General features: G+C 44.1%; 19 protein-coding genes. 1 reads left to right on the forward strand and 18 read right to left on the reverse strand.

Annotated features, from left to right (window positions below; translation table 11 throughout):
* Positions 1-545: 545 nt before the first annotated feature.
* The 3 genes from V3S16_RS04955 to V3S16_RS04965 form a co-directional block, all read right to left on the reverse strand.
* Positions 546-947 (reverse strand): type II toxin-antitoxin system VapC family toxin, encoded by a 402-nt coding sequence (locus V3S16_RS04955; RefSeq protein ID WP_413883566.1) that lies wholly within the window; start codon positions 945-947, stop codon positions 546-548.
* Complete coding sequence (locus V3S16_RS04960; protein WP_413883567.1) at positions 944-1,183, reverse strand: DUF1778 domain-containing protein; 240 nt, start codon at positions 1,181-1,183, stop codon at positions 944-946. Before V3S16_RS04960 ends, V3S16_RS04955 begins: the two co-directional genes overlap by 4 nt.
* Positions 1,184-1,249: 66 nt before the next feature.
* Positions 1,250-1,441 carry a hypothetical protein gene (locus V3S16_RS04965; protein ID WP_413883584.1) on the reverse strand — a complete coding sequence of 64 codons (192 nt, stop codon included), beginning with the start codon at positions 1,439-1,441 and terminating at the stop codon, positions 1,250-1,252.
* A 535-nt stretch (positions 1,442-1,976) separates the two neighbouring features.
* Between V3S16_RS04965 and V3S16_RS04970 the strand changes: the two genes are divergently transcribed.
* Entirely contained in the window at positions 1,977-2,876 is a 900-nt protein-coding gene (locus tag V3S16_RS04970) for a DUF4338 domain-containing protein (RefSeq protein ID WP_413883568.1), read from the forward strand.
* A gap of 579 nt (positions 2,877-3,455) precedes the next feature.
* Here the strand turns inward: V3S16_RS04970 and V3S16_RS04975 are convergent.
* The 15 genes from V3S16_RS04975 to V3S16_RS05045 all read right to left on the reverse strand — a co-directional run bounded on the left by V3S16_RS04975 (position 3,456) and on the right by V3S16_RS05045 (position 15,848).
* The gene (locus tag V3S16_RS04975; protein WP_413883569.1) at positions 3,456-4,343 is read right to left on the reverse strand and encodes a zinc ribbon domain-containing protein; all 888 of its coding nucleotides are present in this window, start codon (positions 4,341-4,343) and stop codon (positions 3,456-3,458) included.
* Positions 4,344-4,664: 321 nt separating this feature from the next.
* On the reverse strand, positions 4,665-5,192 hold the full coding sequence (locus V3S16_RS04980; RefSeq protein WP_413883570.1) for a CYCXC family (seleno)protein: 528 nt from the start codon (positions 5,190-5,192) through the stop codon (positions 4,665-4,667).
* Between the two features lie 317 nt (positions 5,193-5,509).
* Positions 5,510-7,480 carry a 4Fe-4S binding protein gene (locus tag V3S16_RS04985; RefSeq protein ID WP_413883571.1) on the reverse strand — a complete coding sequence of 657 codons (1,971 nt, stop codon included), beginning with the start codon at positions 7,478-7,480 and terminating at the stop codon, positions 5,510-5,512.
* Between the two features lie 139 nt (positions 7,481-7,619).
* Entirely contained in the window at positions 7,620-7,778 is a 159-nt protein-coding gene (locus tag V3S16_RS04990; protein ID WP_413883572.1) for a CcmD family protein, read from the reverse strand.
* Positions 7,779-7,805: 27 nt separating this feature from the next.
* Positions 7,806-8,501, reverse strand: a complete 696-nt coding sequence (locus V3S16_RS04995; protein ID WP_413883573.1) for a cytochrome c biogenesis protein — start codon at positions 8,499-8,501, stop codon at positions 7,806-7,808.
* Positions 8,501-9,148 carry a heme exporter protein CcmB gene (locus tag V3S16_RS05000; protein WP_413883574.1) on the reverse strand — a complete coding sequence of 216 codons (648 nt, stop codon included), beginning with the start codon at positions 9,146-9,148 and terminating at the stop codon, positions 8,501-8,503. Before V3S16_RS05000 ends, V3S16_RS04995 begins: the two co-directional genes overlap by 1 nt.
* Entirely contained in the window at positions 9,121-9,927 is an 807-nt protein-coding gene (locus V3S16_RS05005) for an ABC transporter ATP-binding protein (RefSeq protein ID WP_413883575.1), read from the reverse strand. The genes V3S16_RS05000 and V3S16_RS05005 overlap by 28 nt, the downstream gene beginning before the upstream one ends.
* Before the next feature lie 379 nt (positions 9,928-10,306).
* Complete coding sequence (locus tag V3S16_RS05010; protein WP_413883576.1) at positions 10,307-10,687, reverse strand: cytochrome c maturation protein CcmE; 381 nt, start codon at positions 10,685-10,687, stop codon at positions 10,307-10,309.
* 41 nt (positions 10,688-10,728) lie between these two features.
* Positions 10,729-11,187: a zinc ribbon domain-containing protein gene (locus tag V3S16_RS05015; RefSeq protein WP_413883577.1), complete on the reverse strand. Its 459-nt coding sequence runs from the start codon at positions 11,185-11,187 to the stop codon at positions 10,729-10,731.
* 180 nt (positions 11,188-11,367) lie between these two features.
* On the reverse strand, positions 11,368-11,865 hold the full coding sequence (locus tag V3S16_RS05020) for a cytochrome c-type biogenesis protein CcmH (protein WP_413883578.1): 498 nt from the start codon (positions 11,863-11,865) through the stop codon (positions 11,368-11,370).
* Positions 11,862-13,835: a heme lyase CcmF/NrfE family subunit gene (locus V3S16_RS05025; RefSeq protein WP_413883579.1), complete on the reverse strand. Its 1,974-nt coding sequence runs from the start codon at positions 13,833-13,835 to the stop codon at positions 11,862-11,864. Before V3S16_RS05025 ends, V3S16_RS05020 begins: the two co-directional genes overlap by 4 nt.
* Before the next feature lie 17 nt (positions 13,836-13,852).
* Positions 13,853-14,149 carry a TlpA family protein disulfide reductase gene (locus tag V3S16_RS05030; protein ID WP_413883580.1) on the reverse strand — a complete coding sequence of 99 codons (297 nt, stop codon included), beginning with the start codon at positions 14,147-14,149 and terminating at the stop codon, positions 13,853-13,855.
* Positions 14,150-14,167: 18 nt separating this feature from the next.
* Positions 14,168-14,389, reverse strand: coding sequence for a hypothetical protein (locus V3S16_RS05035; RefSeq protein WP_413883581.1), 222 nt, complete (start codon positions 14,387-14,389; stop codon positions 14,168-14,170).
* A 501-nt stretch (positions 14,390-14,890) separates the two neighbouring features.
* Entirely contained in the window at positions 14,891-15,142 is a 252-nt protein-coding gene (locus V3S16_RS05040; RefSeq protein WP_413883582.1) for a DUF2933 domain-containing protein, read from the reverse strand.
* Positions 15,143-15,590: 448 nt separating this feature from the next.
* Positions 15,591-15,848: a YHS domain-containing protein gene (locus tag V3S16_RS05045; protein ID WP_413883583.1), complete on the reverse strand. Its 258-nt coding sequence runs from the start codon at positions 15,846-15,848 to the stop codon at positions 15,591-15,593.
* Positions 15,849-16,292 lie beyond the last annotated feature (444 nt).

Consider the following 16,292-nt stretch of genomic DNA (forward strand, 5'->3'; position numbering starts at 1 on the left):
CTCACCACGTTTCACGGAGATGCTCACAGCCGGTTGAGTCAATCCCAGTCTGACGGCAAGTTCGGTCATGGTTATCCCGCGTTCTCTGACTGCCCGGAAACAAAGCAGGCTTCTTGCGCGTACCGTTTCCGGATGCTTTCCCTTTTCCCACTTTGTCCAAATCAACTTCCAATACTTGTGCAACTCTGTGCGCAACCTTTTCTATGTCAAACCCGCTGCCTGCCGGAACGTAGCGGTTTTCAAGTTGCTCGTTGGCCTCTTTAAGGATCTGTTAGACATATTCTCCATCACCAAGAAGCCGGGGTCAAACCTTGATCAGTGATTGGCGGCTAATTTATCCTAACAACACAGCATGTTGAACTGTAGTCAGCTGAGAATTTGTTTCCATACAACTAGAGCCGTTACTAAATCCTAAACTGAGCGTTTCAATACATAGGCTTTCAAAAAGCGAGTTCTTATCAACTCAACCGCTGGTCCCTCAGCCATGTAAATTCAAAAGCTTACGGATCTATACCGTAAGCTTTTTTAGTTTTTCCAACCTGTTTCTAAAAAGTAGCGAATACAACTGTCTCTATCTGTTCCACTACTTTGAAATGCCTATCTCTGGTCAGCAGAGTCCCTCCGACTTCCATACAGGATGCCGCAATCCATACATCATTGATTGGTATTTTGGCGCCTTTCTTTTGCAGGGATAAATAGATAATGGCGTATTTTCTAGCAACATCTGCATTAACATCAATGATTTCTACTCCCAAGCGGCTGATAAACTGCTGTAATTTCCCTTCGTTTAATTGCTGCCGGCTACTTTTCATAAATCCGAAATTAAGTTCTCCAAGAACCACGGAGGACAAATATAGGTGCCGGCCATGGGTAGCCATAAAGTCTACTGTTTCAGGCAGTCCCTCAGCATAGTCGCTGTAGGCATTAGTATCCAGTACAAGTTTCAATCCCAATCCCCTTCATTAACTTGGTTGAAAACCTCGGTTGCTTTTCTCAGTTCCTCAGCTTCATCATGGGACAACCAGCCTGCAAACTCTCGAATCATCTGTTCCCTGTTTTTCACCAAACCCAATTTTTCATCCACGGCCTCGAGGATATATGCCGACTTGGTTTTTCCTGCTCTTTTAGCGGCTTTTTTGATCATCTCTTCTTTTTGGGGGGGCATTCTCAAACTCAAAGGCATCGGACCACACCTCCTTGTATCGCTATTTTGCAAATCGTATTACAATAAATAGAGGTTGTCAATCGGTTAAACAAAGCGTTTTCCCCGGTCCAGGGTGCGGTATTGGATCGCCTCGGAGATATGATCTACCTGGATATCTGATACACTTTCAAGATCGGTGATGGTGCGGGCGATCTTAAGGATGCGGTTGTAGGCTCGAGCCGATAAACCGAACTTGTCAATGGCGGTTTCCAGCAGATTGCCGGAGGCCTCGTCGATTTGGCATTATTTTTTAATTTGTCGGTTGACCATCTGGGCGTTGCAGTATATTTTTGTCCTTTTCAAACGCTTCGACTGGAGGTTTCGGGCTTGCGGGAACGTACATAAAATTATAAGTTTCTGCTTGGTTAGCAGTCGATACGCGTTCTCTTTTACCAGTTTCTCACCACGTTTCACGGAAGATGCTCACAGCCGGTTGAGTCAATCCCAGTCTGACGGCAAGTTCGGTCATGGTTATCCCGAGTTCTCTGACTTGATTATTAAATGGTATCTCAGGCGGTCTGAACACTTCTATAGACGGTGATTGTGTTCGCTTGAGGTAAAGCGATAGGGGAATTGATATTCCCCTTTTTTTTGATGGGGATAGGATGTTTGACAAAAGTAACGATTTGGTTTAGAAATCTTTAATCTTGGGAAATGCATGATTGAGGCAAGCTGTCTGATATTGAAGACATGAGCTTAATCTTCATTACGATGCTCAAGTATGAGGCCTGTATATTACGATAAATAATCATGATAAGAAACAGGTGATCATATGAAACCGATATCTTCTGAGACTGAGACGTTTTGCGGCCTAGTCGTTAGCAAAGATCATTTAAATGAAATTGTCGAAATTGTAGCCACTTTTCCAAAGCTCAGCCGTGCTGAACTTGCCAATACCATCTGTGAGTTATTTTCCTGGAAAAGGCCAACAGGAAAGTTAAAAGACGTTGAATGCCGGCAATTTCTTGAGCGTTTGGATGCTAAGGGCATCATCCGGCTGCCAGCGTGCAGAAAGCAGCATGCGAAGGTGAAAAAATCAAATGTCCCAAGGACTGAGCAGGCAGATCCTCAGGTCACCATTTCAGTAAAGCTTAACGAGCTATCTCCCATATTATTAACAAGAGTTAAGACCCAAGAGCAAAGAAAGCTTTGGTATGAGTACATTGATCGATATCATTACTTGGGATATCAATTACCTTTTGGAGCGCAATTACGATATTTTATTCAATCCGGCAAAAGACATGTTGTTATTCTTGGGTGTTTGCAATTTTCCAGTCCGGCATGGAAGATGGCTCCAAGGGACCGATGGATTCAATGGAGCGATAAGCAACGCAAGCGAAATTTACAAAAGATTGTTAATAACAGTCGGTTTCTTATTTTTCCTTGGGTTAAAGTCAAGAATCTTGCCAGTTCTGTTCTTGCCCTGGCTGCAAAGACGGTTCCGGATGATTGGCAAAGTTGCTATGGTTACCGTCCGGTTCTTTTTGAAACCCTGGTGGAGCAGAAAAGATTCAAAGGCACTTGTTACAAGGCTGCCAATTGGGTTCACGTGGGGGCAACGACAGGCCGAGGTCGGATGGACCGTGAAAATAAGCGGCAGGGGATGGCTGTCAAAGAAATTTATGTTTATCCCCTGTCTGCGCGATATCGGCAAGCACTATTGGGTAGATGAGGGAAATGCGATATGGGATCGGTTTGTACTGCTTATAATCTTGAACCTGAACGTGAGGAGTTGTTTCGATAAATAATTCATGATGAGCTTTTGGTTGTATTTGACAAAGACAGCCACTCCCCCCTTATGGAATTAAGCGAACTGTTTGCCAAGACACGTCAGAAGTTTTTAGGCGTGTGTTTTCAAAGATTGATTGAACAAAAGCCTATTTAAATTGCTCGGACCTTACAGGGTAAGTATCCATCATAAGAAAGGATAATATTGTGCTACGCTGGCTATCACCAGAAAATGGTCTCAACAAAACAGATAACTATTCGAGCGAAAAAATTCACAATAAATACCTTCGGCAACCACATTTAATATCTAAAAAACAATATTGTTAGTATCTCGATACAAATATGCGTATGGGCTTACGGGGCTTACGGGACGCACATAAAATTATAAGTTTCTACTTATTTAGCAGTCGATACGCGTTCTCTTTTACCAGTTTCTCACCACGTTTCACGGAGATGCTCACGGCATCCGAGCCCTTAGCTTCCGGAAACGATGGTCTCTATTTATCACTCCACCAGAAAGGGTTCATTCACCTTGCATGGCCTGGCCGCATTTGCGACAAAATTTATCATCTTTATCCATCGGGTTGCCGCAATGACGGCAAAATTTTGCGTGCGACTGTTTTTGGGCCTTTGCATCTTGGGTTACGGACCGGTTGGACGCACCTCGCCGGGTGGCAAGCTGCCAAACAAAGATAATTACTATAATTACACCACCCGCAACAACAGCTACAATGGGCCAGTTAATACCTGCGCCGGTTTTTGACGTGGAGGGTAATCCAGGTTCTTGTATGCCTGTACCGGAGGGAGCCGAACTTTCAGCCGACAACTGCGCCGTGGTCATTGTATAATCCACGTCCACTGCAAATGACTGTCCGGCCGGAACCGCTTGTACAGGAAAGGCGTGATAGGTAAACCCGTCCTGATCTTTTGATACATTCACGGCCGCAGGCTCAGTGGCAAGGGAACTTGCATATATTGGCTGCTGCACCTTTAATTGAAAACTATTAACGGACCAGTCGGCTAACCAGGTAAAGTTAAAGGTGCGCCGGTTGTTATTGACGGCATAAGGAAGATAGTACTCCACCCTAAAACGCAAATCGGGGGTAGTGAACCTGAATCCGCCAGGGACAGGGCCGGAAAGGATATCATCTTTCATGATGCCGTCACTGCTGTCTATGCGAGCAACGGCATTCAACCGGGCTGTTTCCGGAACTGGAAAAATGACGGTTGCAGGTAACTTCGTGTCAGCGGATAACGTACCGGTTAACAAGACCAGGACAGAGGCTCGATCATAATCAGGCCAGAGGTCAACGACAAGCGCGTCAATAGCCGTTACCCGGCCTTGTGTATGGCCTGTGGCCGGGAGTATCAGTGCAAGAAGAACTATCAAGAAAACGTATCTATGTTTCATGGTCTCAACCCTAAACCGGATAAACCGGCCTCCGGCTCCGCTTCCAGCCCGTAGGGCTTACAGGCCGGAGGGTAGAGCCTACGCCTCGGAGAGAAATAACAAATATTTGCCACAAAGGCACAAAGACACAAAGGGGATATTTATTGTTTGCCTTAAACCGGGTGCTTTGCGCCCGATTGCAAACGCAACGATTAAAGCACTGACGTGCTTTTAACTATTCTTTCTTCGTGTCTTGGTGTCTTGGTGGCAATGAAAATAAGTTTTGCCACAAAATACACAAATTTTACAACTAAGGGACTAAGGGCTCGTTCAATTAAGGTTTTAACGTAACGGCCGCCAGAACCTTTTATCAACAGCTACTCTCATCTTGGCGATGTCATTATCCTTTTGATAAAGTGAATAGGCATATAAAGCCTGATCCTGGCAGATATCACAGTTAGCAGCGTGTTTGCCGACAAAGCAGGTCAACAGGCTCTTATGCCCTAAGCTTTGTTTGCAGTTGCAGTAACAGTAGATACTATCGAGCAGTTCCGGATTTTTTCGGGCTGTTTTATAGGCCCTGGCAGTCTTTCCGATAAACAGTGCCGGAGAGAGTGCCGGGCGCGTCTCACCACCCCTTAGTGCATCGATATTCGCGGCAGACACATCCTTAATAGCGATTGGATAGTCCCGAGAGTATTTGTCATAGAAGTAACCGCCTATGAAAATCACGATGACCACTGCAATGATTATCGGCAGACTTTTTGTAGATGACGGCGACTTCGTATGTTTTTTTCCGGAAGCCTTCTTTGACCTTGATTTTGTACTAATCCGTTTTTTAGGTGAAGTTTTTTTCGGTTTTTTGCTCATTGTTATTCTCCGTTAAAACGGTGTAAGCGTTCACAGGTTCAGAGTTCCCCGTTCAGGGTTGCCTTTCATAGGCGTTCACACATTCGGGATTCAGAAGTTCAACGTCACTTTTTCTTTGTTAACCTTTACTAACGACCCAAGAACCCCTGGCCCAGAACTGATTGCAAGAAGTTGGATCCAAGGCATATGTTTTTAATATCAGAGGGTTGATCTCCCTGATAACGGCCGTCGCGCTCTCCGAGGCGTAGGCTCATGTCTCTACGAGCCGGAGGCCAGGGCGGGCTTGAACCCTGAACCCCTGAACGGTTGCAAAGCAGTTAATGTGTATGCCTTGGTGCCATTGGCAAATTGAGAAGATAAACATTTATAACTATCAAAACAAAAGAGACGAATATCATCGGCATTAGAGCCTTGAACGCCGTATTCGGATTGGCATAATTATTGATTGCCAACCGGTAACCGGAGTATAAAGAGAAAATATAGAAAACTGTAAAAAGTACCATCTGAATCCAGTATAAGACTGAAGGATTGATCAGTGATTTTGCCGCGAGGCTCCAGTCCGGGGTTCCCGCAAAAAAAGGGGTGTATTTGTTTATCACTCTCTGGACGGCCGGGACTACTCCTCCGGATTCTTTCAATAGATGCCCGGTATTGTGTGCCAGGTGCATGGAAAGCCCAATGGGTATGAACATATATCCGAAATTGATAAATGTCTGTTTAATACCCTTGTGGTTTCTTTGACCGACAATCTTATTGGATATGGCCGCCGCCAGTAAAATAATCCCGGGAATGAGAAGCAGTGAAACGCCAAAAAAGAGCGCTGATTTTGTAACAACCTCTACGGTGTACTGATACGTTATCCCTAACTGCTGAGCAGGAAAGAATTTCATGGCGGACTCCATCCAGCCCGCCCAGGGTGCCAGCATATCGCCGGTCACAAAGATACTTATTCCCACAAGTGCAACCGCCAATGCTGCTTCATCCAAAGACCTTTTTCCGGTTGTCCAGGCGTCTTTGAAAAAAGGCCTGAACCGCAGCGTGATATTATTCTTGGGACAGGTCTTGATACATTCGCCGCAGAAGCTACACAAGTTATTGCTGTCCATCGCCGGTATTATTTCAAACATTGGACATCCATAACCCTTTTTGTTGCCTACATAACAATCCTTGTATTTGTGGTTTCTGCATATTTCACAGTCTTTTGATCTCAATTCCACGGCGGAGAACATGGAATATATGCCGATCAGACTCCCGATGGGGCATAGGTACCTGCAAAAGGTCCTTCTTTGAAAAAAAAAACCGACCACCACCGCAACAACGGTGATGCCTATCAAAAGTGATCCGGTAACCATGGGACTGCGCACTACACCGATCTGAATATCGAGCCATGTCAGCCCGATAAACATAAAATTTGCCAGCCACATATTCCTCAGCTTGGGCGGGAAAAGGCGGTGGGGCTCAAAAAATCTGGAGGTCCATTCTGATAATGCGCCCACAGGACACATAAAACACCACATCCTCCCAACCAGTGCAAAGGTAAAAATAATGCCGGCCCACCATATGATCCAGATAAGCATGGTGGACACGTTTTTTCCGGAATCCTGAATATCTACAAATGCCAAAATCAAAAGGATTGCAGTGAATCCTAATAGGGGTACTTGAAAGAAAGGCTGAAAGTATTTTGACTGCAAAAGCCTCTTTACCCAGGGAATATCCAGCAAGTTAAGTCCCTCTGAGCCGACAGGTGTAATTTTTCTTCTAACGTTAATCAGGTAAATACCAACAATTGTAATGGACAGGATTGACAGCAGAACCAGCGCAATCCTAAGATTCGAATTGGGGGCCTTGACGGTAACGGTAAAACCGACCGTTACCGGTGGATACGGCTTTTTGCCTTTCAACGCATTAATTGCCACCTGAATAAAATAGCCGCCAGGATTTTTAAAGGTGGTCTTGAGCTGGTAGTTTCCGAACTCGTCGACTTCCCGGGCCGCTTGATATGCTGTATTTTTCTTTAGGTCTAAGGCTTCAATTTCTTTTCCCTGGGAATTATCCGTGATGCTAAAATATATTTTTGCATCTCGGACCGGCGCACGGTCTTGTGACCGCAGAATTTTAGCTATTATGAAGGTCTCTTTTCCCGCAATCAACGGCTCAGGATCTGTAAAAAGCTGTATTTGATAGTCTTCGACAAGCAGCGTATTGACAGCCAATGCCGGTCCCGGCCAAACTGCCACATACAACAACAATAATACCAGGATGTTTTGTGTAACTTTATTAAAATTCATATCATACTTTACTTGCTTGCGGCTTCTCAATCAGATCGCGGAATAAACGCAAGATATCCGGCTGGGACCGGTCTATGGGACCCAAAACTTTTTTAGCGAGGTAGTGATCATTAAAAAAACGATAAATGCCGCGGTAAGGTTAACTGGTTTTTCTTTTTCTTCCATCATCTATAAGCTCACTTAATCTATCAATCCGAATCTCCAGCGTTTTCTGTCTCTTCAGCATGCTTAAAATGTAAATGAATATAATGATCCAGGTCAAACTAAAAGCTGCAAAGAGGTAAATCGCACTGCCCATGGTTCTATCCTTTCATTTTGTTTACGCTCATTTAGAGTAAAATTTTTCTTCGACTAAAGCGCTGAGCATTCCCGTGTCCATTCTCATTTTTTCCAGCCTGATTCTGCTTTTGAGCAGACAGAAAAACAGCAGACAAAAGGCCAAAAATGTCAATGCCAACGTATGTTTCATAGGTGTTGAGATATTGATGCCCCGCGAGGTGATCAATACCGGATGTATGCTTCTCCACAACCTGATGGCGAGGAAGGTAATCGGAACATTGACAAATCCTATAATTCCAAAGACAGCCGAAAAGTTGGCCCGCTGATGCTCTTTCACCACGCCTCTTAACATGAGATAGGCGATATAAACAAACCAGAGGATCAGGGTTGTGGTTAACCGGGGATCCCAGGTCCACCATACATTCCAGATGGGTTTGGCCCAAATAGGACCCGTGATCAAAACAATGGTGCAGAATATAACCCCGATCTCAGCGGAACAAAATGCCGCCGCGTCCCATTTAAGATCCCTTTTGTAAAGATAAAGAATACTGGCTATAAATGTGATGAAAAATCCCAAAAAAGCCAAAAAGGCCGCCGGTAAATGTATATAAAAAATTTTTTGCACAATACCCATTGTTTGCTCAACGGGCGCGTAAAGGAATATGGCATAAAGCGCCGCAAACATCGCAAGAAAGGTTATGATTTCAAGGGTCATTTCAAATACTCGTTTGGAAGCCGACATTATTCCTCCATGATAAAGCCGAATGTTAAATAGGCCAGCAGAAGAAACACCAAATCAAAGGCGACCAGAATCTTGAGCCATGCATAGATTGTCTGAATAGATGTTCCATCCAGTATCAGTCCGGTGGCCTTGACCGCTGCGATAATCACCGGAACGTAAATGGGAAAGACCAGGATCGAAAGCATCACGTCTCTTGTACTCGTAGTTGACGACATGGCTGAAAAGATTGTACCTATAATGGAAAAACCTAAGGTCCCCAAGAGAATAACTAACCCCAGGGGTAGTAGAAAGGGCAGGAAATTTTGATTATACAGGATGGTAAATACTAATAATGTAAATATTTCCATGATGACAGTAAAGATGAACGTCCCGATCATTTTTGCCAGAAAAATTTCCCATGGGCTCACCGGGCAGAGCAGCAGCCCGGGAAGAGTTCCTTTATCTCTTTCCACGCCAAAGGATCGACTCAACCCCAAGAGACCGGAAAAGATAAACGCTACCCAGAGGATTCCCGGAATGATACCCTTGAAGCTCTTCAATCCTGTGCCGAACGCAAAGCTAAAGATAATAAGGACCAGGAATGCAAAAAGACACATGGAAAGAACCAATTCTTTGGATCTTAGCTCGGATAAGAAATCTTTCCACAAGATCGCCTGCTGTTTTTGGATGAAGCTAGCAAAGGCGCCTGAACGGGCCATTTTTTTTCTCCTGTAAGTTTAAGATAAAGCTGTTTAAAATCATCCTTCTTTATATTCGCTATATCCTCCTGGTAAATCAGAACTCCAGCGTTTAAAATCGCCGCTTGATTACACAGTTCAAGCCCTCTGGATAAATCATGAGAGGTCAGGATGATGGTTTTCCCCTGATTTCGAAATTTCATGAGAAGCTGTTTCAGATCTTCTATGCCCTGCTGGTCCAGCCCGGTATAAGGCTCATCCAAAAATAGTATCGCGGGATCATGGATGATTGCCCGTGCCACCGCAAGGCGTTGTTGCATCCCCCGGGAAAAGGTTTGAACTTGATCGTTCACATATGCGTTCAATCCGACCAAATTTATAAGTTCTTTAATCTTCTCATTCAGTCGCTTGACATGATACATCCTCCCATAAAAATACAAGTTTTCAGCGGCCGTGAGATTGTCGTAGAGAAATGTATCGTGTGCAATTACTCCTATTATATTATGCAAAGCCTCTCTATCATAGCGGGTGTCAAACCCTGCAATGACAACCTCGCCCGCAGTAGGCCGCATCAGGGAGCACAGAGTTTGAATTAATGTCGTTTTCCCTGCTCCGTTGGGGCCGAAAAGTGCCAGGCAATCACCTTTCTTCAAAAAAAGGTCCACTTTCCGCAAAGCGCTTTTAAAACCGAATTTTTTTACCAGCCCCCGGACTTCAATAATATATTCTTGTTTTTGCAATTCAACCATTTGTTTAGTCCTGAAAAGCCTGATCCTTCCCCGCATGGCGGGATCTTCGATGGGCCAAGCCTGTCACGCATTGCGGGGGTCAGAGTTCTCCGGCTCTGCCTTGGAGTTTTGTGTCTAAAATCACAAATTCCAAGCACAAACTCACAAATAAATAACAAATCACAAGCACCAAATTTCAAATAAATCTCAAATTCCAAGTCTCAAATTCCAAACAAGGGCTAAAACTATTTTTTTGTTTTTTTGTTTGTTATTTGTTTTTTCGGTCATTGGAATTTATTTGTTATTTGCATTTTGTTATTTGGGATTTAATTTACTCCATTTGAGATAGGTGCACCTCTATGGAGGCAAACCAAAGCCTGGTCCTCTGGGCCAGGATATTCTATACGTACTTGGAGGCACATTTGGGCATGATGGTGGTTGCTTTGAACTTTCCATCACCCGTATAGGTTCCCTCGATGATAATTTCTACTCCCGGTTTGAAAGAATCAGGGACTACACCCCTGTAATCAACGGCAATACTGGCTTTTTCATCCTTGATTGTAAAAAGCAACCTCAAATTTTTAGGATCCCACTGCACGGATCCCGGAGAAACATTGCCCCCCACTCTGAGGGTTTGATCCTGGTTTTCAGATGGTTGAGCCAGCACCTCGCTTACCGTGAGATAGTACGTCATGGTATCCCTTACCCCTGCATAAATGAGATATGAGACTACTGATAAAACAACCAGAGAGATGAGAATCGGTTTAAACTTTGGTTTCATTGTGAATTTTCCTCCAATATATTGTTAACAAAATATCAATGCTAAGCTTGTTTAGCACCACACTTCGAGCAAAACCGATCGGCAGCAGATAACTTTTGGCCGCATTGGGTACAAAACAGATCGGCCGCCTGCGCGAATTCACCTGCATTTAACGCCGGTATTTCCCGTTCAATTTCATTTTCCAGATCCTTTTCGGCCGGACCTGCTTGATTATTTCTACTCATTTGCAATTCATCGATCGCTTTTATGCAATCGATCGCACCGTGCGTATATTGGGCTTTTATGATTTCATAATCTTCTTTTGACAGCTTCCCCATATTCAAATCAAATTCAAGTTCCCTGATGGTTGCATAAGCCTCTTCTTTTTTTAAGTTTAACTCCACCAGCATTTCATCCGTTTCAAGAGCAACAGCGCCCACCATCCGGCCGGGTTTTAACAGCGGATTTATGATATAAAAGGCCGCTCCAATAATTAGCCCTATAATTACAAAATATTCCATAATGTTTTTTCCTTAATTGTATAATTTGGGCGCTTATTGGCAAATTTTTTCCATTGCCACTAAGACACCAAGACACGAAGAAAGAATGATAAATATATCCTTTGTGTCTTTGTGCCTTGGTGGCAAATATTTTTTGGTTCCGAGGTGTTCGCCTTCAGCGGGCTTGTCCGGGTTAAGCACCTATAATTCGAAATCCTTCAATTCTTTTTCAAACAGAGCTAAATATTTTCCTTCAGATACCTGTTTTTTATTATAATTTTCAGATTCTGCGGCCGTATCTTTACCGGAAATTAAGCATTTATCTATAAAAATATATATGCCGCCCGCTCCCAGAATAATAGCCAGAAAAGGAAGAATCCAGGCGATGAGATTAAACCCTTTCTTGGTGGGTGCCGCCAAAATCTTTTCCCCCTTAGTGTTTACAAAATACTGGATGATTTCCTCTTTTGACTGCCCCGCTTCAATCATTTGAACGACTTGGTCTGTTATTTCTTTGGCCGGCGTGCACTCCATGGATCCTTCGCAGGCACTCACCAGCATATTGCAACCGCAAGTACAGGTAAAACCCTTCGTTATTTCTCCGGAAGTCAGCGCAAAAGCTTTAATCGCCAGCATAAAAGACACTGTAAAGATTATCAAAAGGACCGCTGCGGTTTTTGGTCCGCATTTAAAATTCATGTTGCCTCCGCACAGCTATCTTCAGACTTGCTTTGCTTGCGTTTCCTGCGATCCGGCAGCATTACAACCACGGTCCCTAAAGCCATAATGACTCCCCCGATCCATAGCCAGACGACGAGCGGATTCACCAGCACCTTAAAGGTGGCCCAATCTTTGCCATAGCCGGCCAGAATTACATACAAATCTTCTTTTAAGGTTATATGGATTGCCACTTCCGTGGTGGGTTGTTCCTGGCCTCTGAATAAAACTTTTTCAGGCGACAGGACCGCGACCTTTTTATCGTCGTTAAAGACCGTCAAGCTCGCAACCACTCTGTCTTTGCCGGCCGTCGGATACTCGGCGAGACCCTCGTACTTTAAAATGTATTGTTTAATTTTAAACGATTCCCCCTTATTTACCGTTACTTGTTTTTCCACATTAAAAGCATTTCCACTCATGGCCACGAAAAGTAGAACAACACCGAAATGAACAATATGCCCGCCATATCGCCGTTTATTTCTGGCAACTAAATTCCATAACGCTCGTAGATACCCCTCTTGCAGTAATGTATGGCGGGTACGCATACCGTTGAAGAACTCTAAAAAGAGATTTATGCTTACAAATATGCACAGAGCCAATGTAATCAGTACAAGAAAAGAGCGAATTTGTAAAATATATAATAAAGCCGCTCCTGCCGCGGAAATAACAGCAGGAAAAAAAATCTTTTTACAAAAATTTTTCAGGGTAGTTTTTCGCCAGGCAATCAGGGGGCATACCCCCATCAGAAATAATAGCGTTAAGGCTATGGGTGTGATGACCGCATTATAAAAAGGGGGCCCCACCGTAATTTTTACGCCCCGTACAGCCTCGGAAATAATAGGAAAGAGTGTGCCCCAAAATACGGTAAAGGCTATTCCAACAAAGAGTAGATTGTTGTACAAGAAGCTGCTCTCTCTGGAAAGCAGGGAATCCAACTGGTTTTTGCTGCGCAAATCCGGTAACCGGTAGATAAGCAACCCTACCGATATTATGAGGGTTACGAATAGAAAGACTAGAAACATCCACCCCAATGACGATTCTCCAAAGCTGTGAACCGACGCAATCAGACCGCTGCGCGTGATAAAGGTGCCGAAGATGGTTAAAAGAAACGTTAAAATGATCAAAACCATATTCCAGACTTTCAACATATCGCGTTTTTCCTGAATCATCACCGAGTGCAGGTAGGCTGTTCCAACAATCCAGGGCATGAACGAGGCGTTTTCAACCGGATCCCAGGCCCAGTAACCGCCCCATCCCAACTCTACATAGGCCCACTCCATTCCCAGCAAGTTACCGGCCGCCAGGAAAAGCCAGGAAATGACCGTCCATTTTCTGGTAGTTTTGATCCAGTCGTCGCCAAGCTGGCCTGTAATAAGGGCTGCCAGGGCAAATGCAAAAGGTACGGTAAAGCCGACATAACCTAAAAACAGCGTTGGGGGATGAAATATCATTCCCGGATTTTGAAGCATGGGGTTTAAACCCTGACCGTCCAACGGCGTGTAAGGGAGCCTCTCAAACGGATTGGTCACGAAAACCATCAAAAATATGAAGAAAAAATTGATTGCCATCATCACTGCAAGAACCCAAGGTAAGAGTTCACGGTTTTTTCTTCTGTTCTGGAAAATCACAATGGCAGTATATAATGACAGGAACCAGCCCCAGAAGAGCAGAGATCCTTTCTGGCCCGCGTAAAAGGCGGCTAAGGTGTAAACCGTCGATAGGCTGCGGTTGCTATATTTTGCGACATATTCAATTTGAAAATCTCTGGTTATAAGTGCGTATATCAAGGCCACACTGGCTAATGAAAGTAAGCCGAAGACAGCTACGGCAGCATTTTCAGCACTGGCGATCATCTCTCCTCGGCGGCTTTTGATTCCCACGACAGCAGTAAAACTCGAATATGCCGCCAAGAACATCGCAATTAAGATAGAATATAATCCAATTTCACTCATGTTGTACTATTCCTTTTTCATTCCTGAGCAATAAGGGAGCGGATAAGATCCCGACTCTCAACACTGGCCCAGTTTCTTGCTCCCATTACCTTGCCGATCATTTGCCCTTGCCTGTCTATTATAAAATGCGCGGGGTGAGATCTAATGCCATAATCCCTGGCAACACTTCCATCTTTGTCCAACAATATTGGAAAGGGTATTTTTTCTTTTTTCACATATTTTTCTACAATTTTGCTCTTCTCCCGGACATTAACACCCAAAACAACAAAGCCGCTGTCTTGGAACTCATCGTATAGTTTTACCAGAGAGGGCAACTCCCTCCGGCACCAGGTTCACCAGGTCGTCCAGAACAAGATCAAGACAATTTTGTCCCTATAATCTTGTAGTTTAACCTGCTTGCCGGCCACATCTCCAATCGTAAAACCCGGAGCGCTGGGTTTCTCCGTAAATTTATAGATGCCGGCGCTAGGCAGGTCGGCGGCATAAGCAGCTTCCCCCCAAGCAAAGGCAGTCCATATCACAAAAATAATCATCAATATAGTAATTCTTTTCATAAATATTCTCTACCCTTTTTTTAGCTAATTTGCGTTTATTAAATGCTCGTAGCTTTAGTTTTAAGGTTTGCAGCATTTTACCGGAACTGGTTTTCAAAGCTCGGATCATGTTCGAGGACAAGTTGAGCTTAGTGAAATCCTGTCATCCAGGACGTGAGCCGATCCGCCGTCGCCTGCTTATAGAGCTATGGCGGGACACGTGAAAAAACGGAATCCCGCCGATGGCGGGACGAGATTTTGAATCGGATCACAACCCAGCCAAGGCGGGAGGCATTAGACGGGGTTTTGAAACCAGTTATGGGAAAATTTAGGCTTGAAAACGGGGCGGTCTAAAGGGAGCTAAAAAGAATCCCCCCGAGATAGAGTTGGGACTTATTAAGAAAAGTAAGCCTATGAGGGGCAGCATGAAAATGGCTGACAGCCCAATTCCGATTTGGACAAAGGAATGCGATAAAATAGGGCCGTTTGCATGGTATAGATGTCAAATCACGCAATATTTCATCAATTGTGTCCAATCGCTTTGATCCTGCGTTGATCATCGGCATCTTCAGGATCTCGATGCTTCATCCCCCGCATCCTTCCAATATGGGCTAAAGGGCATAGCAGAATCAAGGCATATATCCCCCACTTCCCCAGAAATCCTTGAAGCCCCAGAGCAGATAATGCATAAATTGCGACCAATGGGAGTCCGCAGCAGCGAACCATAGCCAAAAACGGATTTTGCTTAATCTTTTCAAACATTGCTTTCAGCATTTAATTTTCTTTCTTCGTAATAGTTCAGCCACCAAGACACCAAGCCTCTAAGATTATAATATAATTCTTTTTTGGGTAGTGTCCGTAGTCCTTTGTCAGTAGTCAGTTGTTTTCGCAAACACTTATTTCAAGCATAAATTTGTAAAAAATTCGTTGATCTCTAATTGAATTAACCACCTTTTTCGTCCTTGGCGACGGACAATTGGCAACTAGCAACGGACATTACACTTTTTTGATAAAGGCTTATAATCCATACTCCTTCTTTGTGCCTTTGTGCCTTAGTGGCTGAACTGTTAGCTGTTGGGCAGTTTAACGTCTTACCCGGGACTTGAATCGGCATCCTTTGCTGCAATGCGCTACTCTGGGAACCATGAAACGTTTCATAGCCATCACCTCCTTATTATCCATAAAATTTTGTAGCCCGTGGTAGCAAAATCCAGCCGTCTTATCAGTGGCATTGAGGCGCTTTCCCGCCGGTGGCCTTGTTCAGCCGATCCAGATAACGGCCCCACAAACCTTTACGCTTAGGCGCCGTTAGCTTCAAGTATTTCTCAGGGTTTGCCTTAAAAGCTTTGCGGCAGCCCTCAGCGCAAAAATAATAGGTGCGCATCTGATAAGTAAACATGAGATCTTGTTGGCCGGAATCCACCTCCATCATACAGACCGGATCGATAAAAATTTCTGGTGAAGTTGTTGTTTTTTTCACGGTAATACCTCCCACTTGGAGTTTTCTTTGCTTTTGATTATATTTATAAAGCAAAAGTTGTGCCACATTGCAGTGTCTGTGTTTAACCATTTAATTTTACTTCTATTATTGACTTTCAATGTGGTAGAAAGTGCTGTTTTGAGGGGGAAAGGGGTTGAAAAAGTGGATAAAAAGTAGCCGATTTGCGCTTTTCAAGGCTATCCAGGTGGATAAAAAATACTCATTTCTGCAAGCCTTTTGTCGTTCATGAGTCCCCCCTGTCTGAAATGTTTTGCCGTTTAAATATCCTGATTTGTAATAGTTCACCGCAGAGTCGCAGAGAGCGCAAAGGGTTATCTTTTTTTTGCTTTCCGCTGACCCCGCAAACTACAGCGGGACAGAGACGCCGGAAAGCAAAAAGATCCATCCCATGCCGATTAGTACTCTATGAGCTTTAAACAATAG

It is taken from the genome of Candidatus Desulfatibia sp., assembly GCF_036446775.1.
Taxonomy (GTDB): Bacteria; Desulfobacterota; Desulfobacteria; order Desulfobacterales; family UBA11574; genus Desulfatibia_A.

Bases quoted from the DNA above. Each gene is read 5' to 3' on its own strand.
- V3S16_RS04960 (WP_413883567.1), bottom strand. From the start codon at position 1,183: ATGCCTTTGAGTTTGAGAATGCCCCCCCAAAAAGAAGAGATGATCAAA.
- V3S16_RS04970 (WP_413883568.1), top strand. From the start codon at position 1,977: ATGAAACCGATATCTTCTGAGACTGAGACGTTTTGCGGCCTAGTCGTT.
- V3S16_RS04975 (WP_413883569.1), bottom strand. From the start codon at position 4,343: ATGAAACATAGATACGTTTTCTTGATAGTTCTTCTTGCACTGATACTC.
- V3S16_RS04980 (WP_413883570.1), bottom strand. From the start codon at position 5,192: ATGAGCAAAAAACCGAAAAAAACTTCACCTAAAAAACGGATTAGTACA.
- V3S16_RS04985 (WP_413883571.1), bottom strand. From the start codon at position 7,480: ATGAATTTTAATAAAGTTACACAAAACATCCTGGTATTATTGTTGTTG.
- V3S16_RS04990 (WP_413883572.1), bottom strand. From the start codon at position 7,778: ATGGGCAGTGCGATTTACCTCTTTGCAGCTTTTAGTTTGACCTGGATC.
- V3S16_RS04995 (WP_413883573.1), bottom strand. From the start codon at position 8,501: ATGTCGGCTTCCAAACGAGTATTTGAAATGACCCTTGAAATCATAACC.
- V3S16_RS05005 (WP_413883575.1), bottom strand. From the start codon at position 9,927: ATGGTTGAATTGCAAAAACAAGAATATATTATTGAAGTCCGGGGGCTG.
- V3S16_RS05010 (WP_413883576.1), bottom strand. From the start codon at position 10,687: ATGAAACCAAAGTTTAAACCGATTCTCATCTCTCTGGTTGTTTTATCA.
- V3S16_RS05015 (WP_413883577.1), bottom strand. From the start codon at position 11,187: ATGGAATATTTTGTAATTATAGGGCTAATTATTGGAGCGGCCTTTTAT.
- V3S16_RS05020 (WP_413883578.1), bottom strand. From the start codon at position 11,865: ATGAATTTTAAATGCGGACCAAAAACCGCAGCGGTCCTTTTGATAATC.
- V3S16_RS05025 (WP_413883579.1), bottom strand. From the start codon at position 13,835: ATGAGTGAAATTGGATTATATTCTATCTTAATTGCGATGTTCTTGGCG.
- V3S16_RS05035 (WP_413883581.1), bottom strand. From the start codon at position 14,389: ATGAAAAGAATTACTATATTGATGATTATTTTTGTGATATGGACTGCC.
- V3S16_RS05040 (WP_413883582.1), bottom strand. From the start codon at position 15,142: ATGCTGAAAGCAATGTTTGAAAAGATTAAGCAAAATCCGTTTTTGGCT.